This is a genomic window from Komagataeibacter xylinus (assembly GCF_031081985.1).
In the GTDB taxonomy this organism is placed as follows: domain Bacteria; phylum Pseudomonadota; class Alphaproteobacteria; order Acetobacterales; family Acetobacteraceae; genus Komagataeibacter; species Komagataeibacter xylinus_E.
This window is the reverse complement of record NZ_JARWSK010000003.1, coordinates 369,702-386,743: the sequence shown is the minus strand read 5'-3', so window position 1 is coordinate 386,743 and position 17,042 is coordinate 369,702. Positions and strand designations below refer to the sequence as shown.

At 66.1% G+C, this 17,042-nt stretch carries 14 protein-coding genes; 9 read left to right on the top strand and 5 right to left on the bottom strand.

Annotated features, from left to right (window positions below):
* Positions 1 to 16: 16 nt before the first annotated feature.
* Together QEG70_RS07915 and QEG70_RS07910 are read right to left on the bottom strand one after the other, a co-directional pair.
* The gene (locus tag QEG70_RS07915) at positions 17 to 499 is read right to left on the bottom strand and encodes a hypothetical protein (protein WP_308720158.1); all 483 of its coding nucleotides are present in this window, start codon (positions 497 to 499) and stop codon (positions 17 to 19) included.
* A gap of 44 nt (positions 500 to 543) precedes the next feature.
* Positions 544 to 882, bottom strand: a complete 339-nt coding sequence (locus QEG70_RS07910; RefSeq protein ID WP_061274536.1) for a P-II family nitrogen regulator — start codon at positions 880 to 882, stop codon at positions 544 to 546.
* A gap of 204 nt (positions 883 to 1,086) precedes the next feature.
* Between QEG70_RS07910 and QEG70_RS07905 the strand changes: the two genes are divergently transcribed.
* The 4 genes from QEG70_RS07905 (at position 1,087) to QEG70_RS07890 (ending at position 5,988) form a co-directional block, all read left to right on the top strand.
* Positions 1,087 to 2,319, top strand: coding sequence for a UbiH/UbiF/VisC/COQ6 family ubiquinone biosynthesis hydroxylase (locus QEG70_RS07905; RefSeq protein ID WP_308720157.1), 1,233 nt, complete (start codon positions 1,087 to 1,089; stop codon positions 2,317 to 2,319).
* Positions 2,320 to 2,462: 143 nt separating this feature from the next.
* Complete coding sequence (cysE, locus tag QEG70_RS07900; protein ID WP_236944685.1) at positions 2,463 to 3,239, top strand: serine O-acetyltransferase; 777 nt, start codon at positions 2,463 to 2,465, stop codon at positions 3,237 to 3,239.
* Positions 3,239 to 4,495, top strand: a complete 1,257-nt coding sequence (locus QEG70_RS07895; protein ID WP_308720156.1) for a TIGR03862 family flavoprotein — start codon at positions 3,239 to 3,241, stop codon at positions 4,493 to 4,495. Before cysE ends, QEG70_RS07895 begins: the two co-directional genes overlap by 1 nt.
* Positions 4,492 to 5,988 carry an ATP-binding protein gene (locus QEG70_RS07890; protein WP_308720155.1) on the top strand — a complete coding sequence of 499 codons (1,497 nt, stop codon included), beginning with the start codon at positions 4,492 to 4,494 and terminating at the stop codon, positions 5,986 to 5,988. Before QEG70_RS07895 ends, QEG70_RS07890 begins: the two co-directional genes overlap by 4 nt.
* 83 nt (positions 5,989 to 6,071) lie before the next feature.
* Here the strand turns inward: QEG70_RS07890 and QEG70_RS07885 are convergent, their stop codons facing one another.
* Complete coding sequence (locus QEG70_RS07885) at positions 6,072 to 6,752, bottom strand: DUF1963 domain-containing protein (protein ID WP_308720154.1); 681 nt, start codon at positions 6,750 to 6,752, stop codon at positions 6,072 to 6,074.
* A gap of 242 nt (positions 6,753 to 6,994) precedes the next feature.
* Complete coding sequence (locus QEG70_RS07880; protein ID WP_308720153.1) at positions 6,995 to 9,919, bottom strand: Rne/Rng family ribonuclease; 2,925 nt, start codon at positions 9,917 to 9,919, stop codon at positions 6,995 to 6,997.
* Positions 9,920 to 10,585: 666 nt separating this feature from the next.
* Here QEG70_RS07880 and QEG70_RS07875 point away from each other — a divergent pair.
* Both QEG70_RS07875 and QEG70_RS07870 read left to right on the top strand, forming a co-directional pair.
* Positions 10,586 to 11,509: an N-acetylmuramoyl-L-alanine amidase family protein gene (locus tag QEG70_RS07875; protein ID WP_308720152.1), complete on the top strand. Its 924-nt coding sequence runs from the start codon at positions 10,586 to 10,588 to the stop codon at positions 11,507 to 11,509.
* A gap of 300 nt (positions 11,510 to 11,809) precedes the next feature.
* Positions 11,810 to 13,384, top strand: coding sequence for a 2-isopropylmalate synthase (locus QEG70_RS07870; RefSeq protein ID WP_308720151.1), 1,575 nt, complete (start codon positions 11,810 to 11,812; stop codon positions 13,382 to 13,384).
* Between the two features lie 111 nt (positions 13,385 to 13,495).
* On the opposite strand, the gene QEG70_RS07865 is transcribed toward QEG70_RS07870, so the two are convergent.
* Complete coding sequence (locus tag QEG70_RS07865) at positions 13,496 to 14,065, bottom strand: hypothetical protein (protein WP_374762569.1); 570 nt, start codon at positions 14,063 to 14,065, stop codon at positions 13,496 to 13,498.
* Between the two features lie 311 nt (positions 14,066 to 14,376).
* Between QEG70_RS07865 and QEG70_RS07860 the strand changes: the two genes are divergently transcribed.
* From QEG70_RS07860 to QEG70_RS07850, 3 genes are all read left to right on the top strand, one after another.
* Positions 14,377 to 15,423, top strand: a complete 1,047-nt coding sequence (locus QEG70_RS07860) for a rod shape-determining protein (RefSeq protein WP_308720150.1) — start codon at positions 14,377 to 14,379, stop codon at positions 15,421 to 15,423.
* Between the two features lie 137 nt (positions 15,424 to 15,560).
* Positions 15,561 to 16,463 (top strand): rod shape-determining protein MreC, encoded by a 903-nt coding sequence (mreC, locus tag QEG70_RS07855; RefSeq protein ID WP_308720149.1) that lies wholly within the window; start codon positions 15,561 to 15,563, stop codon positions 16,461 to 16,463.
* On the top strand, positions 16,460 to 17,026 hold the full coding sequence (locus QEG70_RS07850; RefSeq protein ID WP_308720148.1) for a rod shape-determining protein: 567 nt from the start codon (positions 16,460 to 16,462) through the stop codon (positions 17,024 to 17,026). The genes mreC and QEG70_RS07850 overlap by 4 nt, the downstream gene beginning before the upstream one ends.
* Positions 17,027 to 17,042: the final 16 nt, after the last annotated feature.

Sequence of the window (17,042 nt, the reverse complement as noted above, 5' to 3'; positions counted from 1 at the left end):
CGGCCCGTGCGGTGGCTCAGCCCTTGAGCTTGGCGTTGCACTGGCTGTAGTAGCCGCCGCCCTTCTGGATCCAGCGCAGCCCGCCATTGGCGTTGGCGGCCTTGTTGGCGTTGTACTGGTCAAGACAGGTGTGCAGGCGGCCCTTGCCCGCAGGTTCCTTGCTGTATTTGTCAGCAACAGCGGTGGGCATGGTGGCCGAGGTGGTGATTGCGGGCGCTGCGGCTTTGGCTGCTGCCGGCGCGGCTACGGGCGCTGCGGCAGGAGCCGGGGCTGCCGGTGTGGCGGGCTGGGCCGCCGCGGCTGTGGTGGCGGCGCCGGTATCGCACTGGGCTGCCTTGAATTCCTTGTAGGACTGGGTGCCCAGCGTGCCTGCCGTGCGGGCCGCCGTGAATTTGGCGTGGCACGCCTTGGACGTGTCACGCGCCTGCGCGGCCCCGGCGGAAAGGGCGAGCGCCATGACGGAGGCGGCGGCGAGGGAGATGCGGAATGATGTGGCCATGTGGCTGGTCGGTCCTGAAATGATGTATGAAAAAGGGAAGGGCTTTACAGCGCGCTGTCGCCCGTCTCGCGCGTGCGGATGCGGATGACGCTGTCTAGCGGGGAGATGAAGATCTTGCCATCGCCGATCTTGCCGGTGTGGGCGGCCTCCAGAATCGTCTCGACCGCCTGCTCGACGAGTTCGTCGGTCACGGCAACCTCGATCTTGATCTTGGGCAGGAAGCTGACGTGGTATTCCGCCCCGCGATAGATTTCGGTCTGGCCCTTCTGGCGACCGAAGCCCTTGACTTCCGATACGGTCAGCCCCTGAATCCCCAGCGGGGTCAGGGCCTCACGCACATCGTCGAGCTTGAAAGGCTTGATGATGGCTGTGACAAGCTTCATCGCACCGCGTCTCCATTCTTGCTGTTCCGGCCGGTTGACCGTGGGTGAAGTAAGGTAACCGCTCCGTCTATACCCTGATCGGGTGATGCATGTCATCCGCCTTCACGCCATGCATCTGGCATGTGCGCTTGTGCGTTGCCCCCGGTGGGGAGTAAATCCGTGTGGCCTGCCCCGTTGCCCGGGGGGCCCAGAACAGGAAACGAAATGACCGCGAACATGACAGCCACCGCCATGCCCGAAGCCCTTGGGGTTGATGTCTGCATCGTGGGGGCGGGTCCGGTTGGCGCCACGCTGGCCTGCCGCCTGGCCACCGCAGGCCTGCAGGTCGCGATCATCGACCGCGCGGCCCTGCCGCCCATGGAGCACCCGGCCTTTGATGGCCGCGCCTATGCCATCGCCGCAGGCTCGCGTCGCCTGCTCGAGGAGGCGGGCGTATGGGGCCGCCTGCCCATGGAGTCGTGCGATATCAACGAGATCCGCGTGACCGATGGCAGGCCCGGCCAGCCGCCTTCGCCCCTATTCCTTGAATTTGGCAGGGCCGATGCCGACCAGCCCTTCGGCGCCATGATCGAGGCCCGCGCCCTGCGCGTGGCGCTCAATGCCGCGCTTCACGCTACGCCGGGCCTGCATGTTTTCGCCCCCGATGAAGGCCGCGTGACCCGCACGGCTGATGGCGCCGTGATCCATACCACCAGCGGCCGCACCATCAATGCCCGCCTTGTGGTGGCAGCCGAAGGGCGTCGCAGCCCGCTGCGCGAGCAGGCCCGCATCACGGTCACCCGCATGCCCTACAACCAGTGTGGCATCGTGTGCGCGGTCGCCCACGAATTCCCGCATGAAGGCCGCGCGCTCGAGCACTTCCTGCCCGCAGGCCCCTTTGCCCAGTTGCCCATGGCGGGCAATGCCGAGCACCCCAACCTCTCCGCCCTGGTCTGGACCGAGAGCGAGAAGGTGGCCCACCGCCTTGCCGACCTGCCGCATGATGCCTTTACCCACGAGATCCGCCGCCGCATGGGCGATGAGTGGCTGGGCGCCGTGACCCCCGTGGGGCGGCGCTGGGTCTATCCGCTGTCCGCGCAGTACGCGCAGCGTTACATTGATACGCGCCTGGCGCTGGTGGGTGATGCCGCCCACGGCATCCACCCCATTGCGGGGCAGGGGCTCAACCTTGGCTTCCGTGACGTGATCGCCATGGCCGACATTCTGGCGCAGGTGCATGCGGCGGGCGGCGATGTGGGCGCGCCTGACGTGCTGCGCCGCTACCAGGCGCGGTGCAGGCCCGCCAACATGCTCATGCTGGCGGCCACCGATGCGCTCGAGCGCCTGTTTGGCAATGACAACCCGGTGCTGCGCCTGGCGCGTGACGTGGGGCTTGCCACCGTCAACCGCATAACACCCCTGCGCCGCAGCTTTGCCCGGCACGCCATGGGGCTGTGAACGCCCGCCTGCCAGACATATGACAACCGCCCATCGGACGGAAGAACAGACCGATCATGCCTGAAACCCCGCCTGCCGCCCTTTCGCTGAAGGACCGCGCCAGCCCCGTACTGCCCCCCACGCTGGGGCCGGTCGACCCCGCCATGCTGTGGCGCGAGATCGTAAGCGGCGCATGTGGCTGCAATGATCCGCTGGTCAAGGGGCTGCTGGCCACGGGCATCCGCAATCACGGCTCCTTTCGCGGCGCGCTTGCCGCCCTGCTCGGGCGCAAGCTCGGTGACCGCTCGGTAGCCGATGACGCGCTGGCCGAACTGGTGACGGAGGTGTTCGAGGCTGACCCCGACATCGTCAACGCGGCTGCCGCCGACCTCGTGGCCATCCGCGAGCGCGACCCGGCCACGGCGGAATACGTAACGCCCTTCCTGTTCTTCAAGGGCTACCACGCCGTGCAGAGCCACCGCGTGGCGCACTGGCTGTGGCATAACGGGCGTGGCTATCTGGCGCTGCACCTGCAGAGCCGGTGCTCGGAACTGTTTGGCGTTGATATCCACCCCGCCGCCCGGCTGGGGCGGCGGGTGCTGTTCGACCACGGCACGGGCATCGTCATTGGTGAGACCTCGGTGCTGGAGGATGACGTGTCGCTGCTGCAGGGCGTGACCCTTGGGGGCACCGGCAAGAACGTGGGTGACCGCCACCCCAAGGTGCGCCGTGGCGTGCTGATTGGCGCAGGCGCCACCATCCTGGGCAATATCGAGATTGGCGAGGGGGCCAAGGTGGGGGCGGGGTCCATCGTGCTGGAATCCGTCTCGCCCTACACCACGGTGGTGGGCAATCCGGCTCGCGTTGTCGGCACGCGCCATTCCAGCCTGCCCGCTTTCACCATGGACCAGATGCTCCCGCCGATTGATTACATCATCTGATGACCGAATTCGTTTTCAGGCCGCATGTGGCCATTATTGGCGGAGGGCCTGCGGGCCTTGCCGCAGCCGAGATCCTGTCCGCGCGGGGGTGTGCGGTGAGCGTGGTCGAGCAGATGCCTACCATGGGCCGCAAGCTGCTCATGGCCGGGCGCGGCGGCCTGAACCTGACCCATTCCGAGGATGCGGCAGCCTTTGGCGCCCGCTATGGCGCGGCCGCGCCCATGATGCAGGCGGCCCTGTCGGCCTTTGGTCCGGCCGATATGGTGCAATGGGCCGAAGGGCTGGGGCAGCCCTGTTTTACCGGCAGCAGCGGGCGGGTGTTTCCCCGCGCCATGAAGGCGTCCCCCCTGCTGCGCGCGTGGCTTGCGCGGCTGGCCGCGCGCGGGGTGCGCCTGCTCACCCGCCATCGCTGGCTTGGGTGGGATGAGGCAGGCCGCCTGCGCGTGTCCGGCCCCGGCGGGGCGGCGTGCTGGCGGGTCGATGCCACGGTGCTGGCCATGGGGGGCGCAAGCTGGGCGCGGCTGGGGTCTGACGGTGCGTGGCGCGAACGCCTTGGCGGACTCGGTGTTGATGTCACGCCGTTTGCACCCGCCAATTGCGGGTTCGTGACCGGGTGGAGCCCGGCCTTTCGCGCGCGGTTTGCCGGCACGCCGCTGCGGGGCATCGGCCTTGCGCTGGAAAATGGTCCGAGCGTGCGCGGCGAGGCGGTGGTGACCGATACGGGCATTGAAGGCGGCGCGGTCTATGCGCTGTCAGCCGCCATTCGCGAGCGGATTGCCCGGACCGGCAGCGCCCGCCTGCTCATTGACCTGCGTCCGGCCCTTGATGTGGCCGAGATCACGACGCGCCTCGCCCGCGTGCGTGCGCGTGAGAGCCTGTCCAACACGCTGCGCAAGGCGCTGAAGCTTTCCCCCGTTGCAGTGGCGCTGATGCGTGAAGGCGGCGATGGCCCGCCACCGCGCGCGCCACAGGCCCTTGCCGCACGGGTCAAGGCCTTGCCGGTTGAGGTATGCGCCCCTGAAGCGCTGGACCGCGCCATATCGGTGGCCGGTGGCATTGCGTGGTCCGCGCTGGATGCGCATTTCATGCTCCGTGCCCTGCCCGGCGTGTTTGCCGCAGGCGAAATGCTGGACTGGGAGGCCCCCACCGGCGGCTACCTGCTGCAGGGCTGCATGGCCACGGGCCGCATGGCGGGCGAGGGCGCATGGGCGTGGTTGCAGGACTCGCGGCGCGAGCGGTATCCGTCAGCGCCATGAGTGTTGCAATCACGATTGGCGAGCGGCGCGGAGCGGTTGCGGGCGATGGCCCGGTGACGATGGACCTGGCCGAACTACTGTCCACCCGCCTGCTGGTGCAGGGCAATTCCGGCTCGGGCAAGTCGCACCTGCTGCGCCGCCTGCTTGAGCAGTCGGCGCGCATGGTGCAGCAGGCCATCATCGACCCCGAGGGCGATTTTGTCAGCCTGGCCGAGCGCTTCGGCCATCTGGTCATTGATGCCGCCGAGCATACCGAAGCCGCCCTGCAGGCGGCGGGCGAGCGCATGCGCATGCACCGCGCCTCGGTCATCCTGAACCTTGAGGGCGTGGATGCGGATGTGCAGATGCGCCGCGCCGCCGCCTTCCTTGGCGGCATGTTCGAGGTGCCGCGCGATTACTGGTACCCCGTGCTGGTGGTGGTGGATGAAGCCCAGCTCTTTGCGCCAGCCGCAGCGGGCGAGGTGTCGGATGAGGCACGCCGTGCCTCGCTCGGTGCCATGACCAACCTCATGTGCCGTGGGCGCAAGCGCGGGCTGGCGGGCGTGATCGCCACCCAGCGCCTGGCCAAGCTTGCCAAGAATGTCGCGGCGGAAGCCTCGAACTTCCTCATGGGCCGCACCTTCCTCGATATCGACATGATGCGCGCCGCCGACCTGCTGGGCATGGAGCGGCGGCAGGCCGAGAGCTTCCGCGACCTTGAGCGTGGTTATTTCGTAGCCCTCGGCCCCGCCGTGTGCCGCAGGCCGCTTGCGGTGAAAATCGGCCCGGTCGAGACCGAAAGCCGCTCGGCTGGCCCTACGCTGATGCCCTTCGAGCCGGTGCCCGCAGGCGATGAAATACGCGAACTGATCCTGACCCCGGTGCCCGAGCGCGAACTGCCCGCGCGCCCGCCGCGCCATGTCAGTCCGCCGCCCGATATCCTCTCGCAGCTTGCAGCCCATGCCGAGACCGCGACGCTGGAGGCCGAAACGGCTGCGCCCGAAGCCCCGCCTGTGGATGCAGCAGCGCTCCGCCTGCGCTTTATCGAGATCCTGACCGACATATTGCGTGATGAGGATGCGGGCTTCCGCCCGGTGCATGTGCTGTATCAGGATTTTCTGGTGCGCTGCCGCATCGAGGGCATGGGCCGTGACGCGCTCGACATGCCGCGCTTCCGCCGCCTGCTGGCCGTCGCCCGCGCGGGCGTGGATGCCACGACGGTGGAAAGCGAGGACTGGCGGCAGGCCGAGCAGATGGCCGCCGTGCTGCCCGATGACATACAGGGCATCTTCCTGCTTATTGCGCGGGCTGCGCTGCATGGGGAGCCGTGCCCGTCCGACAGTGTGATTGCGCGCACCTATGGCACCCACTCGCTTGGCCGCGCCCGGCGGCAGCTTGCCTATCTTGAGGAGCAGAACATGATCGTGCTGCGCCATGACGGGCTGGGCCGCCGGAGTGCCGCCATTATCGGCCCCGGCTGGGAAACCGCGCCCGCCTTGCCTGAAGGCGGTTAAGCATAAGGAAGTTTTTGGTGAAGCTTTTTTCAAAAAGCTTTGAAAGACGCTGCTTTTTTTGAAAAAAGGCAGTCGCGTTTCCGTCAATCAAACTGGCATGACCAGCGCCACGTCCCATCAGGTAGCCGGAAGAAATAGGCCATTCCGCCGGTGCCCCAGATCAGGTCCACCCTGTCTTCCGAATTGATCTGGAACATGAAATCCTCAAGGCCAACCACCCCCTGTATATCAGCCGGGTAGCCGCCCACCTTGGTCTGGTCATGGCACTCGAAATTATCGGAGAAAGCATTGCTTCCTGCATCGTCGGCAACGAGGGCATCCATGTTGATCGGCAGGGACCAGGCATCTTCCCAGCCGGGAGCGTCGTCCTCAATACGCGTCCAGCGTATGGGCAAGGGTTTGAAGGCCTGCTCGGCCTGGGGCAGAGGCACGAGGCTGTCGGTGGACGTATATTCACGGATCAGCCAGCCCTCGCCATGAGGCTTGTCGAAGGGCAGGTCCTCCATGTCGAAAAACACGACAATAAGGGCCAGATGGGCCAGTTGTTCTGGTACGTAAGGCAGTTCATCAATCCGGATCTGCAGGATCGGGATCATGGGCCTGCCGTTCCATTGTGGCAGGCTTTCACCCGGTTGGCCCACGCCCCGGCAGAACCATGACGTGACCGGGTCGGATGGCGGGCGGAATCCGCCTGCGGTTGCGACTGATGCCGGGCGCAGCATGGTGCGAAGATCGTCAAGGCATTTGCGGGCGGCTGGGGTCATGGTTGTTCCAGTCCTTTAACTTGTACAGTTTCTGCATGAACATGGGTATTGTACATTGATAGAGAAATAGTAAAAGTTTTTAGGTGTCTATTTTTCAAATAGTCGGCGCCTTTTAAAGCTTTTTGAAAAAAGATTTACCAAAAACTTCTGATCAAAACAGGTTTCAGAATTTGTTCGGGCAATAAAAAACCTGCCTTCTTGCGAAGGCAGGTTTTTTACTTGGTCAGTCAGCTACGCTGCACTCAGCGCTTCCACCAGCCTGTGCGGCGGCGGGGTGCCGCTTCCGCTTCGGTCGATGCAGCAGGTTCAGCCGCCTCGTCCGTAGCCGGTTCCGCTGCGTCTTCCGCCTTCTTGCGGCGGCGCGTGCGGGTGGCTGTGGCCGTGGTGGTGGCTGCCTTGCGGGTGGTGGCCCGCTTGCGCGCCGCAGGCTTGGCCGGTGCGGCTTCCGCTGTCTCGGCTGCCGCTTCGGCCGGGGCTTCGGCTGCCTCGGTGGCGGCAGGTTCGGCCTTCTTGCGGCGTGCCGGGGCACGGCGGCGCTTGGGGGCCTCTTCCACAGCCGGGGCTTCCGCTTTCACGGGCGCTTCAGCAGTGACCTCGGTCGCCTCATCCGCCTTGGCAGCTGTCTTGCGGGTGGTGCGGCGGCGCGTGGTGGCCGTCGTCGTGCCCGTGCTCCGGCTGGTTGCCCGCTTGCGCGCGGGTTTGGCGGGTGCGGCTTCCTCGGCAGGGGCCGGCTCTTCCGCAGCGCTGGGCGCTACCGCCTCGGCCGGGGTCTTTTCCGGCGTGCTGGCAGGGGCCTTGGCGCGGCGGCTGCGCGTGGTGCTGGCCGTGCTGGTGCGGCGGCGGCGCGGTTTGGGCGCTTCCTCCACAGGTTCCGCCACGGCTTCCACCACGACCGGCTCGGCAGGGACAGCGTCCACTTCCACAACAGTGGCTTCTGGCTCCGGCGTGCTCACTTCAGCTTCCGCTCCGGCCTGCGGGGCCTCGGGGGTGGCTTCCGTTTCCGCCGGGGTGCGGCGGCGCGTGCGGCGGCGGCGGCGCGGCTTGGGCGCTTCCTCTTCCTCTGCTACCGCAATCACCGCAGGCTCGGCTTCCACAACCTCTTCCACGATCTCGGCAGGCGCCGTGGTCTGCTCGATCACGTCAAAAATGTCGATGATCGGGTCGCCATACGGGTCAGCCGGGGTGGGGCCGCGATAGGCTTCGCGCGCGGGGGCCGGCACGGGGGCCGGTTCCTCGGCTGCGGAGGCCTGCGGCGTCTCGGTCGTCTGCTCGGGCGTGGTGGCAGCGGAACCACGGCGACGGCGACGGCGGCGGCGACGGCGGTGGTCGGTGCCCGAGGCGATATCCTCGTCCTCTTCCGTGCTGGCCGGGGCTTCCGGGGCAGCGTCCGCTACCGGCGGCTCGGCCTGGATCTGGATCTCGCGCACGGTGCTGTTTTCAGCCGGGGCATGCGCGATGGCGGCAGGCGCCTCGAAGCGGGCCGTCTGCTGGCGCACGCGCTCGATCTTGCACTCGGGCGGCTGGAGCGTGGCATCAGGCGCGAACACGACCTGCATCTTGTGCCGCGTCTCTATTTCCGAAAGCCAGGCGCGCTTGTTGTTGAGGATGTAGAAGGCAACCTCGGGCGCCACCTGCACGGTGATTTCCGCGGCCTTGCGCTGCATGCCCTCGTCCTCGATCGCGCGCAGCACGTGCAGCGACGAGCTTTCGATCCCGCGCACGATGCCGGTGCCCTGGCAGTGCGGGCAGGGCATGAAGGCGGATTCGGCAATGGAGGGGCGCAGGCGCTGGCGCGACATTTCCAGCAGGCCGAAATGCGAGATCTGGCCCACTTGGATGCGCGCGCGGTCGGTGCGCAGGGCATCCTTGAGCTTGCGCTCGACCATGCCGTTATGCTTGCGGCTTTCCATGTCGATGAAGTCGATCACGATCAGCCCGGCAAGGTCGCGCAGGCGCAGCTGGCGGGCCACTTCCTCGGCGGCTTCGAGGTTGGTGCGCAGCGCCGTTTCCTCGATGTTGCGCTCACGCGTGGCGCGGCCCGAGTTCACGTCGATCGCAACCAGCGCCTCGGTCTGGTTGATGACCAGATAGCCACCCGACTTGAGCTGCACGGACGGCGAGAGCATGGAATCAAGCAGCCCTTCCACCTTGTAGTGCGAGAACAGGGTCTGCTCGTGGTCCTGCCACAGGCGCACCTTCTGCGCGTTCTGGGGCATGAGCATGCGCATGAACTCACGCGCGGACTTCCAGCCCGGCTCGCCATCAATCAGGATCTCGCTCACCTCGCGCGTGTAGATATCGCGGATGGCGCGCTTGATCAGGCTCGCTTCCTCATAGATCAGGGCGGGGGCGACGGATTCCAGCGTGTGCTGGCGGATGTCATCCCACAGGCGCAGCAGGTATTCGCAGTCACGCATGATCTCGGCGCGCGGGCGCTGGGCGCCTGCGGTGCGCACGATCATGGCCATGCCGCGCGGAATCGACAGCTCGGTAATGATGTCGCGCAGGCGGCGGCGGTCGGCCACCGAGGTGATCTTGCGCGAAACACCGCCCCCGCGCAGCGAGTTGGGCATGAGCACGCAGTAGCGGCCGGCCAGCGAGACATAGGTGGTCAGCGCCGCACCCTTGTTGCCGCGCTCTTCCTTGACCACCTGCACGAGCAGGATCTGGCGGCGGCGGATGACTTCCTGAATCTTGTAGTTGCGCAGGAAGCGGGCGATGCGGCGCTGGGCCTGGGCCTCGTCACCGGTATCGTTCTCGCCGCCCACGGTTTCGGGCTCGTCGCCTTCCTCGCCCGCGGGGGTTTCGGCTTCGTCCTCGGCGCGGGGGGCGTCGTCTTCCTCGTCATCACGCGCGCGGCGTTCTTCTTCCGCGCGGCGTTCCTCCTCCTGCAGCGCGAGCAGCTTTTCGCGGTCGGCTACGGGGATCTGGTAATAATCGGGGTGGATTTCGCTGAAGGCGAGAAAGCCGTGGCGGTTGCCGCCATAATCCACGAACGCAGCCTGGAGGCTGGGTTCTACTCGGATAACCTTGGCAAGGTAGATGTTGCCCTTGAGCTGCTTCTTGGAAGCGGCTTCGACATCATAATCCTCAAGGTGGTTACCATCCATCACGACCACGCGGGTTTCTTCCGCGTGGGTCGTGTCGATCAGCATGCGTTTGCTCATAAATAGGCGCACTCCGGTGTGTCACGCTCCGGCATCCGGGCTGCGCGCGAGTCGTGGCGGCAGGGAGGGCGGGGGAGCGGACAAAAGCATGATTGAAAAAGCCGTGACCGAAACCGGACAGGAGACCACCGCGCCCTGCGCGGGCGGACAGGCCATGCGCTGCGACCGGATGCGGCAAGACTGTGCCGCCCGTATTCGCGCATGGTGTCATCGCATATGCGGAAAAGGTCCGCGTGGTGTCCAATCCATCCTCTGTCATGGCTGGGGAGGGCGCGGCCCGGCCTGATTGCCGGGGCGGAACCTTCCGTATCGACTGGTATGCCATCCGGTTTCCTGTCGATGGGGAACACCGGCGCGGCTGCCTCAGGTCGTGCGTGGCATGTGCCCCCACGCCGTAACGTGGCCGGTAAGCATACCGGTAAGCGCATGTCGCGCATGCATGATGCATGCCGGATGGAGTTTTTAAGTCATGCCTGCTGGCATTTCGCCCTATCAGGCATGCCAGCGGGGCAGCCAGACCGGGCGCGGTCCATCACGGCTGGGCAGCATGGCGCAATGCGGGCTTTCCTGCAAGGGGCTTGCGTTTATCCCGCTGACGAAGGGCGTGGATGATGATAAGGGGAAAGGACACATGAACCCGCAACCGTTTTCACCGGAACCCGATGCATGACCACTGGCTGGCCTGATGCAGGCAAGGCGGCCCTGACAGCACGCACGTCTGGCCCCGTGCTGCCGCGCCGCGCTGTTGTGGCGGGGCTGGGCATGCTGCTGCCCGGCAGCGCGGGGGCGGCTGCCCCCCATGTGCCAGCCCACGTGCATGCGGCCGCCGCGGCCCATCACGCCGCCCACCCGCTGCACGCGCCCGCCATCGTGGGCCGGGCGGCGCCGCCCAAACCACTGGTCATGCTCGACCCCGGCCATGGCGGCAAGGACCCCGGCGCCATCGGCATTTCCGGCACGTATGAAAAGCATGTGGCGGAAGCGGCGGCCAGCGAACTGCAGCGCCAGCTTGAGGCCAGCGGCCGCTACCGCGTGGCCATGACGCGCGCCGATGACCGCTTCATCCCGCTCGAGGGCAGGGTGGATATCGCGCACAGCCACAAGGCCTCGCTGTTCATTTCCATGCATGCCGATGCCCTGACCAACCGCGCCGTGCGCGGGGCGAGTGTCTATACGCTGTCCTCAAAGGCATCGGACCGGCAGACCGCCATGCTGGCCCGCACCGAGAACAGCGCCGACCGCTATGGCGGCCCCCATGTGCATGCGGACTCGCCCGAGGTGCAGGAAATCCTCGCAAGCCTCGTGACCGAGGAAACCCGCCACGGGGCCGCCCACATGGCCAGCAGCATCGTCACTTCCTTCCGCCCGCGCATTGGCCTGTTGCAGCATCCCTCGCGGCATGCCTCCTTCGTGGTGCTGAAATCGGCCGATATCCCTTCCGTTCTGGTCGAGATGGGCTTCATGTCCAATCACATGGATGAAGCCGCCCTGCGGCAGGCCGCGCACCGCATGGTGGTGGCTGGCGCCATGGTACAGGCCATCGACCGCTATTTCGCCACTGACAGCATGGTCACCCATGCCACGGGCTAGGGCATGCTTTTCGGGTTGCAATCACGTTGCGGGGCTGTATTGTGCCCGGCATGGTAACGACAGCGCACATCGTGGGGATCGGATCGGGCGCACATGCGCGCCTTTCCGCGCGCGCATGTGCCGCGACAGGACTCCTTCGTCTTCGACTTATCCGCCCCTGAGCGATCAGGGCCGGCCTGCGTGCCGGCGCGCCCAGGGGATTGATCGGAGCGGCCATGCAGCCGCGCGAACACGAACAGACAGGCCGCATGCGCGTGCCGTCGCCCGTCCCATGTCAGGACCAAGTCCGAGGTTATTACCATGAGCATCGACCATCCTTCCTTTGGCCGCATCGACCCCAACCGCGTCATCATATTTGACACGACGCTGCGTGATGGCGAGCAGTCGCCCGGCTTTTCCATGAACCTCGCCGAGAAGCTGCGCATGGCCGAAGCGCTGGAAGAGCTGGGCGTGGACGTGATGGAGGCGGGCTTTCCCGTGGCCTCCAAGGGTGATTTCGACAGCGTTTACCAGATTGCCCAGAAGGTGAAGAACGCCGTGGTGTGCGCGCTCGCCCGCAGCGGTGGCAAGAACGACATCGCGAGCGCAGGCGAGGCGATCAAACCCGCGAAGCGCGGGCGCATCCACAACTTCATCTCCACCTCGCCGCTGCACATGAAGTACAAGCTGCGCATGGAGCCCGAGACGGTGCTCGAAGTGATCGAGGCCGGCAACCGCGCCGCCCGCCAGTTCACCGATGACGTGGAATGGTCCGCCGAGGATGGCTCGCGCACCGAGCCCGATTTCCTGTGCCGCTGTGTCGAGACCGCCATCCGCGCGGGGGCGACCACCATCAACATTCCCGACACGGTGGGCTATTCCACGCCCGAGGACATGGCCCGCATCTTCGCTGACCTGCGCGCCCGCGTGCCAGGGGCCGATGGCGTCATCTTCTCCACGCACAACCACAATGACCTCGGCCTGGGGGTTGCCAACACCATCGCGGCGCTGAAGGCTGGCGCGCGGCAGGTGGAATGCACCATCAACGGCATTGGCGAGCGCGCGGGCAACGCGGCGCTGGAGGAAATCATCATGGTGCTGCGCACGCGCCATGACGTGCTGCCGTTCACCACCGGCATCCATACCGAGCGCCTGCTGCGCACCTCGCGCATGCTGGCCACCATCACCGGTTTTGACGTGCAGCCCAACAAGGCCATCGTGGGCCGCAACGCCTTCGCGCATGAAAGCGGCATCCATCAGGATGGTATCCTGAAGAACGCAGCCACCTACGAGATCATGACGCCCGAAAGCGTGGGCTGGACCCGCTCCTCGCTGGTGCTGGGCAAGCATTCGGGGCGCGCCGCCTTCCGCGACAAGCTCAAGGCCATGGGCTACGACAAGCTGGAGGAAGACCAGTTCAACGAGGCGTTCTCGCGCTTCAAGGATCTGGCCGACCGCAAGAAGGTCATCTACGACGAGGATCTGGTGGCGCTGGTGGATGACGAGGTGCGTGACCATGCCCGCATCCGCTTCATCTCGCTCGATGTCACCGCAGGCTCGCGCCGCCCCGCCACCGCCGACCTGGTGCTGGAAGTCGATGGTGAGCGCCGTGAAGGCCACGCGGAAGGGCAGGGGCCGGTCGATGCCGCCTTCAACGCCATCCGCGCCATCGTGCCGCATGACGCAACGCTGCAACTGTATTCCGTCGGAGCCGTGACCGAGGGCAGCGATGCGCAGGCCCGCACCTCCGTGCGGCTGGAAGAAGATGGCAAGCTGGTCGATGGGCAGGGTGCGGATGCCGACACGCTGGTCTCTGCCGTGCGGGCGTACGTGCATGCGCTCAACAAGCTGCTGGTCAAGCGCGACCGCGCCGAGCCTGCTGCCCTCGAAGCCTGAGCCAAGAAAAACTGCACTAAAAACGCCGCTTTATTCAAGTAAAGGCGGCAGCAGATACCGCCGCAATGCCCCGCCGTGTCATGTCACGGCGGGGCGTTGTCATGTCAGGACTCAGTAGCCGCTTTCGCCTTCGTAGCCCGGCGGGTAGCTGCCTTCCTGCCCGTAGCCACCCTGCTGGCCGTAATAGCCGCTCTGGTCATATCCGCCCTGGCTGTATCCGCTCTGGCCATATCCACCTTGACCATACCCGCCCTGGCCATACGCGCCTTGCCCATAGCCGCCCTGCTGGGGGTAGCTGGGGGTGGCGTAGCCGCGCTGGTTTGCGTAGCCCGCGCGCTGGGCCGCCGCTTCGGGGCAGCTCTGCGGTCCGTAGCCCGGCGGCAGGACCCGCCCGCCCGCGCACACGGTGGAAGGGGCCTCGCCACGGGGGCGGTTGCGCGGCGTGGTGGCCGCGCCAATGGCCGCACCACCCGCCGCGCCGGCCAGCGCGCCAATGGCGGCACCCTGGCCGCCGCCTGCGAGCCCCCCGATCAGCGCGCCGCCACCTGCGCCAAGCAGCCCGCCGCCAATGGCGCGCTGGCCGGGGTCGCGCGTGTCCTCGCATGCGCCAAGGCCAAGGCACAGTGTCGCCGCAAGCAGGAGTGCCGGGCGAGGGGTCATGCGGGGCGATGAAGTCTTCATGTAGGTTTTTCCGCTTTCATGACGGGCGCTGCCACAATGGCCCGCTTTCCGCCTGGTAACAGGATATAGATGAAGCGGCGCGGGTGGTTTGACCATGACCAAAGAGGGGCAATTTGTAACAATCAGCCCGGGCATGAAGATTTTAATAAATTAAAACCATCTCGCCTCTTGCTCCTGTCAGCATGCACCGGTAATCCCTCGGGCTTACCCAGACGGTTTTCGACGTGACGCAGGCATGCCATGAGGGCATGCGGTGCCGCCAGTCGGGAGATGGGACGGTCCTGTCTGGTGGTTGTTGTCGGGAGTTCTGGATGTTTGCTCGTGTACTGGGTCTGCTTTCCGCTGACATGGCGATCGACCTCGGCACGGCGAATACGCTGGTTTACGTGAAGGGGCGTGGCGTCGTCCTGAACGAACCTTCGGTCGTCGCGCTGGCAGAGGTACGGGGCAAGAAGCAGGTGCTCGCGGTGGGCGAGGAAGCCAAGCAGATGGTTGGCCGCACGCCCGGCAACATCACGGCCATCCGCCCGCTGCGCGATGGCGTGATCGCGGACTTCGAGGTTGCGGAGGAAATGATCAAGCATTTCATCCGCAAGGTCCATAACCGCCGCATGTTCGCAAGCCCGCTGATTATCGTGTGCGTGCCGTCGGGCTCCACCGCCGTCGAGCGCCGCGCCATTCAGGAAAGCGCTGAAAGTGCCGGTGCCCGCAAGGTGTTCCTGATCGAGGAACCCATGGCGGCGGCTATCGGCGCGGGGCTGCCGGTTACCGAGCCTTCAGGCAGCATGATCGTCGATATCGGCGGTGGCACGACGGAAGTGGCCGTCATCTCGCTTGGCGGCATCGTGTATGCGCGCTCCGTGCGGGTGGGCGGCGACAAGATGGACGAGGCGATCATCTCCTACATCCGCCGCAATCATAATCTTTTGATTGGTGAAAGCTCGGCCGAGCAGATCAAGATCCATCTCGGCTCGGCCATGCTGCCGGATGATCCGCAGGATCCCGGCCCGTGGCGCGAGGTCAAGGGGCGTGACCTGATCAATGGCGTGCCGCGCGAGGTTGTTGTCTCGCAGGCGCAGATTGCCGAGAGCCTGGCCGAGCCCGTCAGCCAGATTCTTGACGCGGTGACCACGGCGCTTGAAAATACCCCGCCTGAACTCGCAGCCGATATCGTGGACAAGGGCATTGTCCTGACCGGTGGCGGCGCGCTGCTGTACCGGCTTGATGAAGTGCTGCGGCGCGAAACCGGGCTGCCGGTTACCGTGGGCGAGGATGCGCTGTCCTGCGTGGCCATGGGCACGGGTCGCGCGCTTGAGGAAATGAAGCGCCTGCGCAATGTGCTGACAAGCATGTACTAACGACGGTCGCCGCCCACGGCGCAAGGCAGGGCGGCGTGCCGAGGGGGGAGACGCAGGACGATGCAGGTCCGGCGACCAGGCAGGAATGAACGATCCGATCGGCACGGCGCAGGCGCCGCGCGTGGGGAACGTGTGTGATGCCTGTCTCCATCCAGTTCCGCCAGGCATTGGGCAAGCTTGTGCTGCCTGCCCTCATTCTCGTGGCCTGCGGGGTGATCCTGCTCGGCAAGGCCGATCGTGGATTGATCGAAAAACTGCGCATGAATACCGCCGACCTGCTCGCCCCCGCCTACGGGCTGGTGGCCTGGCCGCAGGAAAAACTGCGCTGGGTGTCGGGCAATTTGCAGGATATCCGCAACCTCGAGGCCGAGAACATCCGCCTGCGCACCGAGAACGCATCGCTGCGCCACTGGTATGACGTGGCGGCGGCACTCGCCGATGAAAACGCGACGCTGAAGGCCAACCTGCACTGGATTCCCGATAACGCGCCCACCTTCGTCAGCGGGCGGGTGGTGCGCGACACCAGCGGGCTGTACGCGCGCGCGGTGCTGCTGGCGCTGAACCCCGATACGGCAGTGCGCAAGGGGGGTATCGCCCTTGATGGCGCGGGGCTGGTCGGGCGCGTGACCGAGGTGGGGCGGCGCTCGGCGCGCGTGCTGCTGATTACCGATTCGTCGAGCCGCCTGCCGGTTACGCTGGAATCGAGCCACGCGGCGGCCATCATGGCGGGCGACAATTCGGCCCTGCCGCGCATCATCTTCTACCCGCAGGACAATGTGCCGATCGAGGGCGAACGTGTCGTGACCAATGGCGAGATCGAGAGCCTGCCCGCCGGCCTGCCGGTGGGGCATGTGCATTACCTGCGCCCCGGCCAGCCGGTGGTGGTGCCCGCCGCCGACCTCGATCATGTCGATATGCTGCGCGTGTTCGATTATGAGGACAGCGTGGTGCCGCCTGATGCGCCGGGTCGCGTGCCGCTGCCCGCAGGGGGTGGTGCCATGCCCCTGCCCGCGCACCCCGATCAGGGCCTGCACGGATGAAAACCTTCACGCCCCCCCCGATCCGCCCCGGCATCCAGCCGCGCTCCAGCATGGGGTACCGCATCGATCATGGCGTGCGCAGCAGCGTGCCGTTCCTGTTCGTGTTCTTTGCAACGCTGGTGCTTTCGGCCCCGCTCAACCTGCCCGGACAGGTTGAGTTGATGCCCGCCATCATCATGGCCACCATTTTCCTGTGGTCGGTGTTCGCGCCGGTGCTCATGCCCTCGCTGGCGGTGTTCGTGCTGGGCATATGGGCCGATATCCTGAGTTTTGGCCCGGCAGGGGTGATGCTGCTCATGATGCTGATCGTGCATGGTGTGGCCCTGTCGGGGCGTTATACACTGGCACGGGTTAATTTTTTTATTCTGTGGCTTGTCTTTGGCGTGGTGATGGTGGGCGTTACGGCGCTACAATGGGTGCTGTGCTGCGCGCTGGCGTTGCATATTGTGGAGTTCCTGCCCTTTGTGTTCGAGACAGTTCTGGCCTTTGGCAGTTTTCCTGTCCTGTATGCGGGATTTGTCTGGACCTACCGTTTTGTCGTCAACAACGCGGACGGCGCCTGAAGCCGGCGCCACGGCC

Coding starts and splice junctions, on each gene's coding strand:
- QEG70_RS07850 (WP_308720148.1), top strand. CDS start 16,460: ATGAAAACCTTCACGCCCCCCCCGATCCGCCCCGGCATCCAGCCGCGC.
- QEG70_RS07890 (WP_308720155.1), top strand. CDS start 4,492: ATGAGTGTTGCAATCACGATTGGCGAGCGGCGCGGAGCGGTTGCGGGC.
- QEG70_RS07910 (WP_061274536.1), bottom strand. CDS start 882: ATGAAGCTTGTCACAGCCATCATCAAGCCTTTCAAGCTCGACGATGTG.
- mreC (WP_308720149.1), top strand. CDS start 15,561: ATGCCTGTCTCCATCCAGTTCCGCCAGGCATTGGGCAAGCTTGTGCTG.
- QEG70_RS07875 (WP_308720152.1), top strand. CDS start 10,586: ATGACCACTGGCTGGCCTGATGCAGGCAAGGCGGCCCTGACAGCACGC.
- cysE (WP_236944685.1), top strand. CDS start 2,463: ATGCTGTGGCGCGAGATCGTAAGCGGCGCATGTGGCTGCAATGATCCG.
- QEG70_RS07885 (WP_308720154.1), bottom strand. CDS start 6,752: ATGACCCCAGCCGCCCGCAAATGCCTTGACGATCTTCGCACCATGCTG.
- QEG70_RS07865 (WP_374762569.1), bottom strand. CDS start 14,065: ATGAAGACTTCATCGCCCCGCATGACCCCTCGCCCGGCACTCCTGCTT.
- QEG70_RS07905 (WP_308720157.1), top strand. CDS start 1,087: ATGACCGCGAACATGACAGCCACCGCCATGCCCGAAGCCCTTGGGGTT.
- QEG70_RS07860 (WP_308720150.1), top strand. CDS start 14,377: ATGTTTGCTCGTGTACTGGGTCTGCTTTCCGCTGACATGGCGATCGAC.
- QEG70_RS07915 (WP_308720158.1), bottom strand. CDS start 499: ATGGCCACATCATTCCGCATCTCCCTCGCCGCCGCCTCCGTCATGGCG.
- QEG70_RS07880 (WP_308720153.1), bottom strand. CDS start 9,919: ATGAGCAAACGCATGCTGATCGACACGACCCACGCGGAAGAAACCCGC.
- QEG70_RS07870 (WP_308720151.1), top strand. CDS start 11,810: ATGAGCATCGACCATCCTTCCTTTGGCCGCATCGACCCCAACCGCGTC.
- QEG70_RS07895 (WP_308720156.1), top strand. CDS start 3,239: ATGACCGAATTCGTTTTCAGGCCGCATGTGGCCATTATTGGCGGAGGG.